This window comes from Pseudomonas sp. NY15435, from assembly GCF_048068295.1.
Classification (GTDB): Bacteria; Pseudomonadota; Gammaproteobacteria; order Pseudomonadales; family Pseudomonadaceae; genus Pseudomonas.
In genome coordinates this window covers 30,797-45,381 of record NZ_JBLUQA010000013.1, presented here as the reverse complement: position 1 = coordinate 45,381, position 14,585 = coordinate 30,797, and the positions used below count along the sequence as shown (strand labels likewise).

At 66.7% G+C, this 14,585-nt stretch carries 13 protein-coding genes; 11 read left to right on the top strand and 2 right to left on the bottom strand.

Annotated elements, in window-relative coordinates; genetic code table 11:
- The first annotated feature begins 4 nt into the window (after positions 1–4).
- The 11 genes from ACNFH5_RS25320 to ACNFH5_RS25270 all read left to right on the top strand — a co-directional run bounded on the left by ACNFH5_RS25320 (position 5) and on the right by ACNFH5_RS25270 (position 12,398).
- Positions 5–622 carry an NUDIX domain-containing protein gene (locus ACNFH5_RS25320; RefSeq protein ID WP_416750800.1) on the top strand — a complete coding sequence of 206 codons (618 nt, stop codon included), beginning with the start codon at positions 5–7 and terminating at the stop codon, positions 620–622.
- Positions 613–1,071, top strand: a complete 459-nt coding sequence (locus ACNFH5_RS25315) for a DUF1249 domain-containing protein (RefSeq protein ID WP_045216166.1) — start codon at positions 613–615, stop codon at positions 1,069–1,071. The genes ACNFH5_RS25320 and ACNFH5_RS25315 overlap by 10 nt, the downstream gene beginning before the upstream one ends.
- 159 nt (positions 1,072–1,230) lie before the next feature.
- Entirely contained in the window at positions 1,231–2,040 is an 810-nt protein-coding gene (cpdA, locus tag ACNFH5_RS25310) for a 3',5'-cyclic-AMP phosphodiesterase (RefSeq protein ID WP_416750797.1), read from the top strand.
- Positions 2,041–2,115: 75 nt separating this feature from the next.
- Entirely contained in the window at positions 2,116–2,745 is a 630-nt protein-coding gene (locus ACNFH5_RS25305; protein WP_416750795.1) for a YqiA/YcfP family alpha/beta fold hydrolase, read from the top strand.
- 11 nt (positions 2,746–2,756) lie between these two features.
- Entirely contained in the window at positions 2,757–4,652 is a 1,896-nt protein-coding gene (gene parE, locus ACNFH5_RS25300) for a DNA topoisomerase IV subunit B (protein WP_416750793.1), read from the top strand.
- Positions 4,652–5,692: an esterase-like activity of phytase family protein gene (locus ACNFH5_RS25295; protein WP_416750791.1), complete on the top strand. Its 1,041-nt coding sequence runs from the start codon at positions 4,652–4,654 to the stop codon at positions 5,690–5,692. Before parE ends, ACNFH5_RS25295 begins: the two co-directional genes overlap by 1 nt.
- Positions 5,689–6,213, top strand: a complete 525-nt coding sequence (locus ACNFH5_RS25290) for a retropepsin-like aspartic protease family protein (RefSeq protein ID WP_416750789.1) — start codon at positions 5,689–5,691, stop codon at positions 6,211–6,213. The genes ACNFH5_RS25295 and ACNFH5_RS25290 overlap by 4 nt, the downstream gene beginning before the upstream one ends.
- A gap of 7 nt (positions 6,214–6,220) precedes the next feature.
- A complete protein-coding gene (gene parC, locus ACNFH5_RS25285) occupies positions 6,221–8,485 on the top strand; it encodes a DNA topoisomerase IV subunit A (RefSeq protein WP_416750787.1) in 2,265 nt (754 codons plus the stop codon).
- A 151-nt stretch (positions 8,486–8,636) separates the two neighbouring features.
- Positions 8,637–9,359, top strand: a complete 723-nt coding sequence (locus ACNFH5_RS25280) for a PqiC family protein (protein WP_416750785.1) — start codon at positions 8,637–8,639, stop codon at positions 9,357–9,359.
- Between the two features lie 244 nt (positions 9,360–9,603).
- On the top strand, positions 9,604–11,160 hold the full coding sequence (locus ACNFH5_RS25275) for an ArnT family glycosyltransferase (RefSeq protein ID WP_416751064.1): 1,557 nt from the start codon (positions 9,604–9,606) through the stop codon (positions 11,158–11,160).
- Positions 11,160–12,398: a calcineurin gene (locus ACNFH5_RS25270; RefSeq protein ID WP_416750783.1), complete on the top strand. Its 1,239-nt coding sequence runs from the start codon at positions 11,160–11,162 to the stop codon at positions 12,396–12,398. The genes ACNFH5_RS25275 and ACNFH5_RS25270 overlap by 1 nt, the downstream gene beginning before the upstream one ends.
- A 1-nt stretch (position 12,399) precedes the next feature.
- Here the strand turns inward: ACNFH5_RS25270 and ACNFH5_RS25265 are convergent, their stop codons facing one another.
- Complete coding sequence (locus tag ACNFH5_RS25265) at positions 12,400–12,936, bottom strand: metal-dependent hydrolase (protein WP_416750781.1); 537 nt, start codon at positions 12,934–12,936, stop codon at positions 12,400–12,402.
- Between the two features lie 49 nt (positions 12,937–12,985).
- Positions 12,986–14,542 carry an AhpA/YtjB family protein gene (locus tag ACNFH5_RS25260; RefSeq protein WP_416750779.1) on the bottom strand — a complete coding sequence of 519 codons (1,557 nt, stop codon included), beginning with the start codon at positions 14,540–14,542 and terminating at the stop codon, positions 12,986–12,988.
- Between the last annotated feature and the right edge of the window lie 43 nt (positions 14,543–14,585).

Genomic DNA, 14,585 nt, shown 5'->3' with positions numbered 1-14,585 from the left:
CGGGATGTCGGAAACGTTCAAGCCAGGCCCCCAGGACATCGAGATCCAGAAGCGCGAACAGTGCTTCAAGGGCTTCTACAAGGTCGACCGCCTGCACCTGCGGCACCGCCAGTTCGCCGGCGGCATGGGCCCGGTGCTGACCCGCGAATTGTTCGTGCGTCACGATGCCGTGTGCGTGCTGCCCTACGATCCGCAACGCGATGAAGTGGTGCTGATCGAGCAGTTCCGCGTCGGCGCCATGGATGCCGGGGTCAATCCCTGGCTGATGGAGCTGGTCGCCGGCCTGATCGACAAGGACGAGGAGCCCGAGGAAGTCGCCCGCCGCGAAGCGGTGGAAGAAGCCGGCCTGACCCTCGGCGCACTCTGGCCGATCGCCCAGTACCTGCCGTCACCTGGCGGCAGCAATGAGCTGGTGCACCTGTTCGTCGGCCGCTGCGACAGCAGCACCGCTTCGGGTATCCACGGGCTGGAGGAGGAGGGCGAGGACATCCGCGTCCACGTCATGCCGTTCGAGGAAGCGCTGCAGGGCGTGCGTGACGGCCGCATCAACAACGCGGCGAGCATGCTCGCCCTTCAATGGTTGGCGCTCAATCGCGCCGAGGTAAGGGGGTTATGGGTGTGAATCTGTTGCGCGAGCGCTATCGCGTCGACCTGGCGGGTCTGCAGGCGACCTGCGAAGCGAACTACTTGCGCCTGATGCGCCTGTTGCCCGAGATGCGCGAGGCCCAGGTCTCGCGCCGCGTGGCGCTCAGCGAAGGCGAGCGGCTGCTCGGCGTGCTGGCGCTGGACGTGATCGAAGCTTGCCCGTACACCACCGTGCTGCAGGTGCGCCAGGAACTGGGCCTGCCCTGGCTGCCGGCGCCCAAGCTGGAAGTACGGGTGTACCACGACGCGCGCATGGCCGAAGTGGTCGGCGCCGAGCAGGCGCGCCGCCTGCTGGCGATCTACCCCTATCCGAACCAGGCGATGCACCAGCCGGACGAGAAGAACCAGCTCAACCAGTTCCTTGGCGAATGGCTGAGCCACTGCCTGTCCTGCGGGCATGAGCTGGAGCCGGTGCTGCAACGCTGAAGGCGCGATAGTGGCGGCGTGCCATGATATCCTGCCCGCCCATCGCAGACTCGTGTCCCTAACTGTGATCTGTGACGCTTTCCCGGTTTGCTCAGGGGGGCGCCTGTCACCATACTTCGTCACGAATCCCCGCACGCCCGCCTCACAGGAGAAGGCGCATTGCCCACCCAGCCCACCGCTTCCGATTCCGTCCTGGTCGTCCAGCTTTCCGACAGCCACCTGTTCGCGCAAGAGAACGGCCGGCTGCTGGGCATGGACACCGCTGACAGCCTGACCCAGGTCGTTCGCCTGGTCGGCGAGGAGCAGCCGGCGATCGATCTGGTGCTGGCCACGGGTGATCTCTCCCAGGATGGCTCGGTCGAGTCCTACCAGCGTTTTCGCAGCATTACTGCGCCGATCACCGCGCCGATCCGCTGGTTCCCCGGCAATCACGACGAGATGGAGCCGATGCGCGAAGTCGCCGCCGGCAGCGACCTGCTTGATCCGGTGATCGACCTGGGCGCCTGGCGGGTGATCCTGCTGGATTCCACCATTCCCGGTGCCGTGCCGGGGCAGGTGACCGACGAACAGGCCGCGCTGCTGGAAAGCGCCATCCAGGCCGCGCCGGACAAGCACCTGCTGATCAGCTTCCATCACCATCCGGTGCCCATCGGCAGCCAGTGGATGGACCGTATCGGCATCTACAACCCGGAAAAACTCTTCGCCGTGCTGGACCGCTACCCGAACGTGCGCTGCCTGCTCTGGGGACACGTGCACCAGGAAATCGATCGCACGCGCGGTGACGTGCGCCTGCTGGCCTCGCCGTCCACCTGCGTGCAGTTCACGCCGGGCAGCGAGGACTTCTGCGTCGACAGCCCGGCCCCCGGTTATCGCTGGCTGCGCCTGCTGGCGGATGGGCGCGTGGAGACCGGTGTATCGCGGGTGACCGACATCGAGTTTGAAGTCGACTACAGCATCAAGGGTTATTGATCGGTCACGCTTCGAACGCCTTGCGACGCTGACCCACTTGCGGCATGCCACTTGCAGCTTGTAGCCTCCCGGCCCATGACCGCATTCCTCTATATCCACGGATTCAACAGCTCGCCCGGCTCGCAGAAAGCGCGCCAGTTCACGGCCGCCATGGAGCGCCTGGGCCTGGCCGAGCAACTGCGCGTGCCCGCGCTGCACCACCATCCGCGCCAGGCTTTGGAACAACTGGAATCTGCCGTCGCCGAACTGGGCCAGCCGCTGCTGATCGGCAGTTCCCTGGGCGGCTACTACGCGACTTACCTGGCCGAGCGCCATGGCCTCAAGGCCGTGCTGATCAATCCGGCCGTGGCGCCTCACCGGCTGTTCGACGGCCAACTCGGCCCGCAGACCAACTATTACAGTGGCGAGACCTGGGAACTGACCCTTGATCACGTCGCTGCGCTGGCAGAACTGGAAGTCCCGGCTCCGACCGACGGATCGCGCTACCAGGTGTGGCTGCAGACCGCCGACGAAACCCTCGACTACCGCGCCGCCGAGCGTTACTACCGCAGCGCCGCGCTGCGCATCGAGTCCGGCGGCGACCACAGCTTCCAGCGCTTCGTCAGCCACTTGCCGACGCTCCTGGCTTTCGCCGGAGTGCCGTCCAGCCAGTGGCGCGACATCGACTTTTCCGCCTTTGAAGCCATCACCTCTTCGACTGATTAAGCAGGAACCCCATGGCCCAGCAGAACGCCTATAACGCAGACGCCATCGAGGTTCTTTCCGGCCTCGATCCGGTGCGCAAGCGCCCGGGCATGTACACCGACACTACCCGGCCCAACCACCTGGCCCAGGAAGTCATCGACAACAGCGTCGACGAAGCCCTCGCCGGCCACGCCAAGAGCGTGCAGGTGATCCTCCACGAGGACAACTCGCTGGAAGTGATCGATGACGGCCGCGGCATGCCGGTGGACATCCACCCCGAAGAGGGCGTGCCCGGCGTCGAACTGATCCTCACCAAGCTGCACGCCGGTGGCAAGTTCTCCAACAAGAACTACCAGTTCTCCGGCGGCCTGCACGGTGTGGGCATCTCGGTGGTGAACGCGCTCTCGACCACGGTCGAGGTGCGCGTCAAGCGTGACGGTAACGAGTACCGCATGACCTTCGCCGACGGCTTCAAGTCCAGCGACCTGGAAGTGATCGGCACCGTCGGCAAGCGCAACACTGGCACCAGCGTGCACTTCTGGCCGGACGCCAAGTATTTCGATTCGCACAAGTTCTCCGTCAGCCGCCTCAAGCACGTGCTCAAGGCCAAGGCCGTGCTCTGCCCGGGCCTGCTGGTGACCTTCGAGGACAAATCCAGCGGCGAGCGCATCGAATGGCATTATGAGGACGGCCTGCGTTCCTACCTGGTCGACTCGGTTTCCGAGCACCTGCGCCTGCCTGACGAGCCGTTCTGCGGCGCGCTGGCCGGCAACAAGGAAGCGGTGGACTGGGCTCTGCTGTGGCTGCCCGAGGGCGGTGAATCGCTGCAGGAAAGCTACGTCAACCTGATTCCCACCGCCCAGGGCGGCACCCACGTCAACGGCCTGCGCCAGGGCCTGCTGGATGCGATGCGCGAGTTCTGCGAATTCCGCAACCTGCTGCCGCGCGGTGTGAAGCTGGCCCCGGAAGACGTCTGGGAGCGCATCGCCTTCGTCCTCTCGATGAAGATGCAGGAGCCGCAGTTCTCTGGCCAGACCAAGGAGCGCCTGTCGTCCCGCGAGGCCGCCGCGTTCGTCTCCGGCGTGGTCAAGGACGCCTTCAGCCTGTGGCTCAACGCCCATCCCGAGCTGGGCCTGCAGCTGGCCGAACTGGCCATCAGCAACGCCGGCCGCCGCCTCAAGGCCGGCAAGAAGGTCGAGCGCAAGAAAATCACCCAGGGCCCGGCGCTGCCCGGCAAGCTGGCCGACTGCGCGGGGCAGGACCCGATGCGCGCCGAGCTGTTCCTGGTGGAAGGTGACTCCGCCGGCGGCTCGGCCAAGCAGGCGCGCGACAAGGAATTCCAGGCGATCATGCCGCTGCGCGGGAAGATCCTGAACACCTGGGAAGTGGACGGCGGCGAAGTGCTCGCCAGCCAGGAAGTCCACGATATCGCCGTCGCCATCGGCGTCGATCCGGGCGCGGCCGACCTGTCCCAGCTGCGCTACGGCAAGATCTGCATCCTCGCCGACGCCGACTCCGACGGCCTGCACATCGCCACCCTGCTGTGCGCGCTGTTCGTCCGTCACTTCCGCCCGCTGGTGGAAGCCGGCCACGTCTACGTCGCCATGCCGCCGCTGTTCCGTATCGACCTGGGCAAGGAAGTCTTCTACGCCCTGGACGAAGCCGAGCGCGACGGCATCCTCGATCGCCTGGCCGCCGAGAAGCGCCGTGGCAAGCCGCAGGTCACCCGATTCAAGGGCCTGGGCGAGATGAACCCGCCCCAGCTGCGCGAGACCACCATGGACCCGAACACCCGTCGCCTGGTCCAGCTGACCCTGGAAGACGCCGAAGGCACGCTGGAAATCATGGATATGTTGCTGGCCAAGAAGCGCGCCGGCGATCGCAAGTCCTGGCTGGAAACCAAGGGCAACCTGGCGGACTTCGCCTGATGCGCTGGCTGCTGGCCTGCTCCTGGCTGTTCGCTGGCCTCGCCGTTGCTGCCCAGGCACCCGAGCAGGCGTCGAAGGATGTCGCACCGGTCGCAGCGCCCCTGGCGCCGGCGTCGCTGCAGTTCGTCGCGGAGCATCCGGTGGAGGGCATGCCCAGTGGCAACCTGTCCGGGCTGGCGCTGTGCGGCAATGAGATGTGGACGGTGTCCGACCGCGACGACGACCGTATCTATCGCCTGCTGATCGACGAGACGCCGGGCAAGGCCTGGCAGGCCTCCGCCGAACCCTTCGTGGTTCCGGGTACGCCCGATAGCGGCCTGTCCTGGGGGACTCGTGCGCGGGTCACCGTGGGCGGCCTGCTGCGCGGTGGCGCCATGGATTTCGAAGGCATCAGCTGTGATCAGGCGGGCAACCGCTATGTGGTCAGCGAAGGTTATGCGGCTGTCCTGCTGTTGCCTGCCGTTGGTGAGCCGAGTTGGTTGCCGCTGCCGCAGAACCTGCTGCGCCAGGCGCGCGCCAGTGGCCTGCTGATGGAATTCAACGCGCTCTACGAAGGCATCGCCATCAGCGCCGACGGCAAGCAGCTGTGGCTGGCCGCCGAGCGCCAGCGCCGCGGTCTGCTCAAGGTGCACAGTGAAAATGGCACTTGGAAGTGCGAAGGCAACTGCGTGATGCTCAGCGAAGGTGGCACCGCGCTGCCGCCGCCGGAGCTGGGTGCCGAGCGCGCCCTGCCGATCGATTTCTCCGACCTGGCGCTGTACAAGGACAAGCTGTTCACCCTGGAACGCCTGGCGCACCAGATCTGCCGACGCGATCCGAAGACTGGCGCGCAGGAGCTGTGCTGGTCCTTCGCCGCCGGTGCGCTGGCCCCTGAGCGGCGCTACGAACTGCCTTACGGCGTGGCCGAAGCGCTGATACTCGACGACCAGGGCGCCTGGATCGGTCTGGACAACGGCGAGCACGCTCGCGCCGACGGTGACAGTCGCCCCTACGTACTGCGCTTCGCGGCGCCGGCCGGCGGCTGGCTCGGTGGCAAATGAGCGACGCGATGCCGGGCAAGCGGATCGGCAAGATCATGATGTTCCTCGCCTGGGGCGCGGGCATCCTGCTCGCCACCCACTATTTCGGCGCCTGGGAAACTCGCCAGCACAATCCCAATCCGCAGCCGCAATCGACTCGCGCCAACGGCGAAGTGGAAGTGCGGCTGGTGGGCAACCGCGCCGGCCACTATGTGGCGGACGGCCGGATCAATGGCGAGGCGGTGACCTTCATGCTCGATACCGGCGCCACCCAGGTAGCCCTGCCGCAGCGTCTGGCCGACCGCCTCGGCTTGCCGCGCGGCTTGCCGATCACTCTGGACACCGCCAACGGCCGCAGCCAGGGCTGGCGTACGCGCCTGCCCAGCCTGCAGCTTGGCGACATCCGCCTGACCGATGTGCCGGCGCTGATCGCGCCGGGCATGGAAGGCGACGAGGTGCTGCTCGGCATGAGCGCACTCAGACAACTGGATTTCACCCAGCAGGACGGCACCCTGGTGCTGCGCCAGCGATCTACACCGTGAGGCACGCATGAGCGAAACCCTCGATCTGAGTCTGGAGGGCGTGGAGCGCCGGTCACTGGCCGACTTCACCGAACAGGCTTACCTGAACTACTCCATGTACGTGATCATGGATCGCGCCCTGCCGCACATCGGCGACGGTCTCAAGCCCGTACAGCGGCGCATCGTCTACGCCATGAGCGAGCTGGGCCTGGACGCCGACTCCAAGCACAAGAAGTCGGCGCGTACCGTCGGCGACGTGCTGGGCAAGTACCACCCCCACGGCGACTCGGCGTGCTACGAAGCCATGGTGCTGATGGCGCAGCCGTTCTCCTACCGCTACCCGCTGGTGGATGGCCAGGGCAACTGGGGTGCTCCGGACGATCCCAAGTCCTTCGCCGCCATGCGTTACACCGAGGCCCGTCTGTCGCGCTATGCCGAGACCCTGCTGTCCGAGCTGGGCCAGGGCACCGCGGACTGGGTGCCGAACTTCGACGGCACGCTGGACGAGCCGGCCGTGCTGCCGGCGCGGCTTCCCAATCTGCTGCTCAACGGCACCACCGGCATCGCCGTGGGCATGGCCACCGACATTCCGCCGCACAACCTGCGCGAAGTGGCCGCTGCCTGCGTGCACCTGCTGGATAACCCGGGCTCCACCGTCGCCGACCTGATCGATTTCGTGCCGGGCCCGGACTTCCCCACCGAAGCGGAAATCATCACCCCGCGCGCCGACCTGCAGAAGATCTACGAAACCGGCCGCGGCTCGGTGCGCATGCGCGCCGTGTACCGCGTCGAGGACGGCGACATCGTGGTCACCGCTCTGCCGCACCAGGTCTCCGGGGCCAAGGTGCTGGAACAGATTGCCGGGCAGATGCAGGCCAAGAAGCTGCCGATGGTGGCCGACCTGCGCGACGAGTCGGACCACGAGAACCCGACCCGCATCGTCATCATCCCGCGCTCCAACCGCGTGGATGCCGAAGAGCTGATGACCCACCTGTTCGCCACCACCGACCTGGAAAGCTCGTACCGGGTGAACATGAACGTCATCGGCCTGGACGGCAAACCCCAGGTCAAGGACCTGCGCCAGGTGCTCAGCGAGTGGCTGACCTACCGCACCGACACCGTGCGCCGCCGCCTGCAGTTCCGCCTGGACAAGGTCGAGAAGCGCCTGCACCTGTTGGAAGGCTTGCTGGTCGCCTTCCTCAACCTCGACGAAGTCATCCATATCATCCGCACCGAGGACCAGCCCAAGCCGGTCCTGATGCAGCGCTTCGAGCTCTCCGAGCTACAGGCCGACTACATCCTCGATACCCGCCTGCGTCAGCTGGCGCGTCTGGAAGAGATGAAGATCCGCGGCGAGCAGGATGAGCTGGCCAAGGAGCGCGCCAAGCTGCTGGCGATCCTGGGTTCCAACGCCAAGCTGCGCAAACTGGTGCGCGACGAGCTGATCGCCGACGCCGAAACCTACGGCGACGACCGCCGTTCGCCCATCGTCGCCCGCGCCGAAGCCCGTGCGCTGTCGGAAACCGAGCTGATGCCGACCGAGCCGGTGACTGTGGTGCTGTCCGAAAAGGGCTGGGTGCGTTGCGCCAAGGGCCACGACATCGACGCCACGGGGCTTTCGTACAAGGCCGGCGACGGCTTCAAGGCGGCTGCGCCGGGCCGTTCGAACCAGTACGCGGTGTTCATCGACTCCACCGGCCGCAGTTACTCGCTGGCCGCCCACAGCCTGCCGTCTGCGCGCGGCCAGGGCGAGCCGCTGACCGGCCGCCTGACGCCGCCGCCGGGCGCATCCTTCGATCGCGTCCTGCTGCCGGAGGATAATGCGCTGTATGTGCTGGCCTCCGACGCCGGTTACGGCTTCGTCGCCAAGGGCGAGGACATGCAGGCCAAGAACAAGGCCGGCAAGGCACTGCTGAGCCTGCCCAATGGCGCGCAGGTCATGGCGCCCAGGCCGGTGAATGATCTGGAACAGGACTGGATCGCCGCGGTCACCACCGAGGGCCGCCTGCTGCTGTTCAAGGTCTCGGACCTGCCGCAACTGGCCAAGGGCAAGGGCAACAAGATCATCAGCGTGCCAGGCGACCGCGTGGCGAGCCGCGAGGAGTACCTCACCGATCTCGCCGTTCTTCCGACGGGCGCGACCCTGGTGCTGCAGGCCGGCAAGCGGACGCTCTCGCTCAAGGGTGACGACCTGGAGCATTACAAGGGCGAGAGAGGCCGCCGCGGGAATAAACTGCCGCGCGGTTTCCAGCGAGTGGACGCGTTGCTGGTAGAATCGCTGTCTCAGGATTGAAACGCGGCTCGATACATTCTGCCTCTGGAGCTGAGGCGCCGGTTAAGGGATGATACGTCCCTTTGGGTAACCGGCGCCTTGGCGCGTTGCCTGTAGTCATATTGGTTTTGTTGGAAGTAGCGCCGAAATTCGGCGAATGACGGTGATCCAGATGAGCGCATTGCGCGCCTTGGCCTATCTTTCCCTCGTCAGCCTCCTCGGGCTGGCGGGTTGCACGGTGAATCGACCGACCCAGCTGTACCAGCTGGATGCGGGCGCGGTTCCCGTCCCGACCCGTGACAACGGTGTCGCAGTACTGCTCGGTCCGGTATCCCTGGCCGATTACCTGAAGCGCGAGACCATGGTCCAGCGCCAGGCCGACGGTATCCTCAATCTGTCGACCGAAGCCCGCTGGGCCGGCAGCCTCGAGACCAACGTCAGCCAGCAGCTGATGCGCCTGCTCTCGGGCGAGCTGGACAGCACGCGCCTGGCGCTGTTCCCGGAGAAGCCCGGCTTCACCCCGCAGGTTCAGGTCATGCTGACCATCAGCCGCCTGGACTCCGGCCCCAAGGAGCCGGCGGTGCTGGAAGCGCGCTGGCGCCTGCTCGACCAGAAGGGCGAGCTGCGTGACAGCCGCGTCTTCCGTGAGGAAGAGGCGCACTCCGGCAGCGTGCAGGATCAGGTGCGCGCCCAGGGTGACCTGCTGCGCAAACTGTCCGCGCAATTGGCCCGTGATGTGCGACCGGTCGCTGCAGCAGTTGCCGAGCAGCAGGCTGCTCCGCCGCGCAAGCCGCAGGTGGCCAATACCGATCAGGCGGTCAAGCCCAAGGAAGAAGGGCCGAAGATCCCGTTGGTGGTGCCGATCCGCACTGATGTCGAGGTCTACCGCTTCTAGGTCGCAGCCGACCATCGCAGTATTCACGGCCCGCAAGGCATAGCTTTGTGGGCCGTTTTGTTTCTGCCTTGGCCGGTTTTGACATCTTCTTGACGGTCTGCGTGGTATCTACGGGCGCTTGTGCAGGCTATTGGCGCCCGGACGTTTCCGCGCGGAGTCTGCGAGAGATTCGCGCGTGTCGTCATTCCCCCCCACCTCCAGTGTTCAGGCGGATTCCGCCCTGAGGCGTCAGACACTTTGCGTCATGCTGGCGGCGCTGGTGCTGTTCCTGCTTGGCGTGCAGGGTGATGCCTTCGTTGGCTTCGACTCGCGGTTCGTGCTGTTCGCCCGCGAAATGCTGCGCCACGGGCCGGGCTGGTTCCCGACCACCTACGGCGCGCCCTATCCGGATTATCCGGCTACCTCGACCTTCCTGACCTACCTGCTGTCGCTGCCGCTGGGGCGGGTCACCGAGCTCACCGCCTGGCTGCCGACCGCGCTGGCCGGGGCAATCTCCACCGGGGTGGTGTATCGCCTGGTGGCGCCGTTCTCGCGCTCCTGGGCGCTGATCAGCGTGGCGATGCTGCTGCTGACCGCCACCTTCGTCAGCGAGACGCGCGCCGTGTCCCTCGACCTGATGGTCGCCGCCGTGGGGCTGCTGGCCTTCTACGTTGCCTTCCACGCCGATCGCCATGGCGTGCCGGGCATGCTGCTGCGCCTGCTGCCGCTGCTGTTCGTCGGCTTTGCGCTGCGCGGCCCGCTGGGGCTGGTGGTACCGGCGGGCATGGTGTGCAGCCAACTGTTGCTGGACCGGCGCTGGAAGCCCCTGTTCGCTTTCTCGGCGAGTGCGGCAGCGCTGCTGGTCCTCTGCGTGTTCGTGCTGATCGCCCTGGCGCGCTCGGCGGGCGGCGAAGCTTTCGTCCAGGATGTCCTGCAGATGCAGGTGATCGGCCGTCTGGACGGTTCCGCCGGTTCCAGCGATGCGCTGTATTACTTCCGCAGTTCCCTGGGCAACTACGCACTGGCCTTCCCACTGGCGCTGCCGGCGCTCGTGCTGCTCTGGCAGCGTCGCCGCGAGCCAGCGTTCCGGCTGGTGGCAGGATGCGCCCTGGCGGCGCTGGTGGTCATGGCCGGTCTGTCGGTGCCGCAGGCGAAGAAGGCCCGCTACATTGTCGCGCTGGCACCGCTGGCGGCGATCGTCGCGGGCTACCCCTTCATGGTCGCCGGCAGTCGACTGGCGCGGGTCCTGCGTGGCTTGCTGCGTGGGCTGTGGCTGGCATTGCCGGCCCTGCTGCTGGCTGGCTTGTGGCTGGCCTGGAAGCGCTATCCGCAGGAGCTCGCCGAGCTGGGATGGCGGCTGCCGGCCTGCATCGTGGCGCTCGCCGCGCTGCTGGCGTTCGGCGCGCTGCGCTGGCGCCGGCCGGCGGGGCTGGCTTTGGGCGCCGCGCTGGCGCTGTGGGCCAGCTACATCCTGGTCTTCGAGCCGGTGGAGCACCGTCTGTACGACAGCCAGGCGTTCTCCCGCGAGCTGCTCCGTCAACTCGATGCGCAGCCTGAACCCCTTGCGCTGTATGGGATGGCGCCGGATGCGCGGGCAATCAAGCTGATGGTCAACCTCGATCGTGACCTGCAGCCGCTGTTCCTGGATCGTCCCGAGCAGCTGGCGGCGCAACGGGAACCGCTCTACCTGATGATCCAGGCGCGCGATGCCGAGCGTATCGCCGCTGCCCTGCCCACGGCCTCGCAGCAGCTGTTCGAAGGCCGTTTCGACAATGACACCTACCGCCTGCTGCGCCTCCCCGGAGCGGGCAATACGCCGTGATGAAAGCACTGACTTCCCTACTTGCCTGCTGCTTGCTGCTGGGCGGCTGCGATGATTCCGATACCCAGGGTGTGGTCGAGCGGGACCAGGCATTCTTCCGCCAGCACCCGCTGCCGCCCCTGGAGATCGTCTCCGGCGGGGGCAGCTTCGTGCTGCCGCTGCTGCCGGACACCCAGTTCTATGCGGAGAACAACCACCGCAAGCGCCACCTGTTCCGCAGCGAGCAGCGCTTCCCCGACCTGCCGTACCAGCCGGCGCTGGCTTTCTTCGCCCAGACTTTCTGGCTGGCCAAGCATGCCGAGGTGCTGCAGGTTCCGCTGGTGGTGCACCTGGGCGACGTGGTGGAAAACGCCGGGGTCGCCACCCAGTGGCAGACCGCCAGCGGCGCCATGCGCACGCTGGAGGAGCGTGGCGTGCCCTACAGCATCGCCACCGGCGAGCGCGACGTGCACGAAGAAGCCAGCACGGATGACCGTCGCTCCTTCCTCGACCGCTTCAAGGATCACTTCGGCCCCGAACGCGCCGCCTGGCAGAGCACTTATGTCGGCAGTGACCCGAAGGGGCTGAGCCAGGTGCACCTGTTCCAGCGCTACGGCCAGTCTTTCCTGCTGCTGGCCCTGGACTGGAGTCCCTCCGAGGCGACCCTGGTGTGGGCGCAGAGCGTCCTCGACGAGCATCCCCATGTGCCGGTGATCCTCGCTTCCCATAGCATCCTGCGGCGCAGCGCCGCCGGTGTGGCGGAGCTGTCCCGCGAGGACAACGCCAGTGGCACGCTCCTGTGGGACCGGCTGATCCGCCGCAACGACCAGGTGTTCCTCACCTTGAATGCCCACGCCGACGGCGCTGCGCACACGCGGATGCTCAACGACCTGGGGCACAGCGTGGACATGGTGATGGTCGACTACCAGCACCAGTACCTGGGCGGGAACGGCCTGATGCAGTTGCTGGAGCTGGACCTGCGGCGCAACCGCCTTGCCGCCCTGTCGCTGTCGCCCTGGGTGCTGTGGAAGCGCCAGGTCTACCCGCAGGCCTATACGCCCTGCGAATCGCCCCAGGTGCTCCGTGACTGTGACCAGTTGATGCCGGCGAACTCTCCTGGTTGGGAGAACCGCTTCCAGATCGAGCTGGACTACCAGAAGCGCTTCGGCAGCTTCCAGGGCTACAGCGCCCAGTTGCCGGTGGAGGGCATGCAGGCATCGTTGCTGGAGCAGCTGCAGGTGCAGCTCGGCAAACGCTGAGTCAGGCGTTGCGCCAAAGCAGCCGGCGCAGGCCGATGCCTGTCAGTGCCACAGCGAGGCAGGGCAGCCAGACCCAGCGCGCCTCGGACATCAGCACCTCCAGCCCGCGTGGGCTGAGGAAGCGCGACAGGCCAATGGGCGAAACCTCAATGGGATGCAGCGGCAGGAAGTAGCGCTGGTCGCTCCAGGGCCAGAACCAGGCGACGCCCAGGCCGCCATCGGTCATGGCATCCAGCACGCTATGGGAGGCGGTCGCCAGGCCGATCCACAGGCCGGCTTTCAGTGGGCCGCTGCCCAGCAGGCTGCTGCACAGCGCCCCGAGCACCCCCATGCACGCCGCGAACAGCAGGGAATGGCTGAAGCCGCGATGGCCGAAGGCGTCGTGGTAGGCAATGCCCAGCTTGAAGGCGACTACATCGAGGTCGGGCAGGCAGGTGGCGATCATGCCGGCCAGCAGCAGGCGCGGCGGGATGAGGCGTGAGCCGAGCGCGAGCCCAATGGCCAGAGCGGGCAGGGGGTGGGTGATCAGGGTGGTCATGGAATCCTTTCCACGAGGGGGCTGGCGGCCCCCTTTCTTTCTATTGGGGTCAGGTGGTGCGCAGGGCGCGCATGCGCGACAGCTGGCGTTCGAGCATGGAAGGATAAGGCTCTTTCAGCCACTCCACGCAGCAGGCATTTTCCGGGCTGGCGATGGGGCGAATACGTGCGCGCTCGCGGACTTTCTCATCGTCGCCGATGGTTTTTTCCACCAGCAGCAGATTGCGGCTGTGCTGGCTCAGCGCCAGGGCGTCCTGCGCGGCGGAATCCTGCAGCAGCTCGGCCTGTTCCAGGTCGGCGACGTCCTCGCCCAGGACCAGGCCCAGTTGCAGTTGCAGGGTGATGCCGCTGTCGGCCACCTCGATCTGCAGGGCATGGCCCAGGGCACGCATCAGCTCGCCGCAACACAGCGCGTTGGTGAGGAATTCCTCGTCCTGGTCGCGGCTGTGGAAGAGGATCAGGCTGCCGCCGTCGCTGAGGGTGTAGAGCGTGCCTTTGTACAGGCGTGCGGCCTGCTCCAGGCAATCGCGGTAGCGTTCCAGCAGGTCGACCAGGCGCGCGCGCGGCAGGCGGCGCAGTTGTTCCTGGGCGCCCAGTTGCACGGCCAGCACGGCGCTGGTGCCGGCGGAAACCGGCTCCGGCTCGGCCTCGGGCTCTTCCTCGACGCCGATCTCGTCTTCGGCTTCCTCTTCCACCACGGCCTCGAACTCTTCCTCGGGGAAGTCATCGTCAGCGTCGGCCTTGCGGCGTGCGGCAGGGGTGAGCAATTCTTCGTCGGAGAAGATGTTCTCGTCGAACTCGTGTTCGTCAGCGGTGCCGGCTTTTTCCAGCAGCGGTTCCTTGGCGGCGTTCTTGGCGGGCGCTTTCGCGCGCGGTGCGGGGGCGCTGACCACCGGCTCGGGGGCCGGCGGTTTCTCCGGCGCCAGGCGCGCCTGCAGCTGGCGGGCGAGGTCGCCGATCTCGTTCTGCAGGCCGGCGCCCGGCGCGCTGTCGTCCGGGTCGCGCAGCCAGACACGAAGCTGTAACAGCGGCGTGGAAATCTGCCGCCCCAGACGCAGGCCGAAAGTCAGCGTGAGCAGCAACAGGATCAGGCTGATCAGCCCCATGCTCTGCAGGCTGACAGTCATCGGCTGCTCGAACTGGTGCATGTCGAGGCTGATGCGCAGGTGGCCGGCGATTACTTCCTGGAAGGTGATGGGCGTGGAGTACAGGCCTTCGGCGTCACCCAGCAGGCCCTGCTTGGGCCGCGTGCCGGATTCGGCAAGGATGCGGTTGTCCACGCTGTAGATCGCCGCATGGGCCACCAGCGGGTTCTTGGTCAGGTTGTTGAGCAGCACGTTGAGGCTGAGGATGTCGTTGGACACCAGCAACTCGGTGGCTGACTGCGCGGTCTGCGTGGTCAGGCTCTGGCCAAGGGCGTCGGCCTGCTGCTGCATGGCCTGCTTGAACTGCAGGCCCATCACGCAGGCGTAAATCACCAGGGCCGTGGCGACCAACAGCAAGCTGTGGACGGCGATGCGCAGGGCGATCGGCACGCGGCGCTGGCGCAGGGCGTGGAAGAGCAGCAGGAAGAAATTGTCGGGCTTGACGGAGGTGGGCCGGGTCACAGCGGGCTCGGTCTTCTCTAGGGCAGATGCGGGGCAGTATAAC

Coding starts and splice junctions, on each gene's coding strand:
- parC (WP_416750787.1), top strand. CDS start 6,221: ATGAGCGAAACCCTCGATCTGAGTCTGGAGGGCGTGGAGCGCCGGTCA.
- ACNFH5_RS25320 (WP_416750800.1), top strand. CDS start 5: ATGTCGGAAACGTTCAAGCCAGGCCCCCAGGACATCGAGATCCAGAAG.
- ACNFH5_RS25295 (WP_416750791.1), top strand. CDS start 4,652: ATGCGCTGGCTGCTGGCCTGCTCCTGGCTGTTCGCTGGCCTCGCCGTT.
- ACNFH5_RS25275 (WP_416751064.1), top strand. CDS start 9,604: ATGCTGGCGGCGCTGGTGCTGTTCCTGCTTGGCGTGCAGGGTGATGCC.
- ACNFH5_RS25315 (WP_045216166.1), top strand. CDS start 613: ATGGGTGTGAATCTGTTGCGCGAGCGCTATCGCGTCGACCTGGCGGGT.
- parE (WP_416750793.1), top strand. CDS start 2,757: ATGGCCCAGCAGAACGCCTATAACGCAGACGCCATCGAGGTTCTTTCC.
- ACNFH5_RS25280 (WP_416750785.1), top strand. CDS start 8,637: ATGAGCGCATTGCGCGCCTTGGCCTATCTTTCCCTCGTCAGCCTCCTC.
- ACNFH5_RS25290 (WP_416750789.1), top strand. CDS start 5,689: ATGAGCGACGCGATGCCGGGCAAGCGGATCGGCAAGATCATGATGTTC.
- ACNFH5_RS25270 (WP_416750783.1), top strand. CDS start 11,160: ATGAAAGCACTGACTTCCCTACTTGCCTGCTGCTTGCTGCTGGGCGGC.
- ACNFH5_RS25265 (WP_416750781.1), bottom strand. CDS start 12,936: ATGACCACCCTGATCACCCACCCCCTGCCCGCTCTGGCCATTGGGCTC.
- ACNFH5_RS25305 (WP_416750795.1), top strand. CDS start 2,116: ATGACCGCATTCCTCTATATCCACGGATTCAACAGCTCGCCCGGCTCG.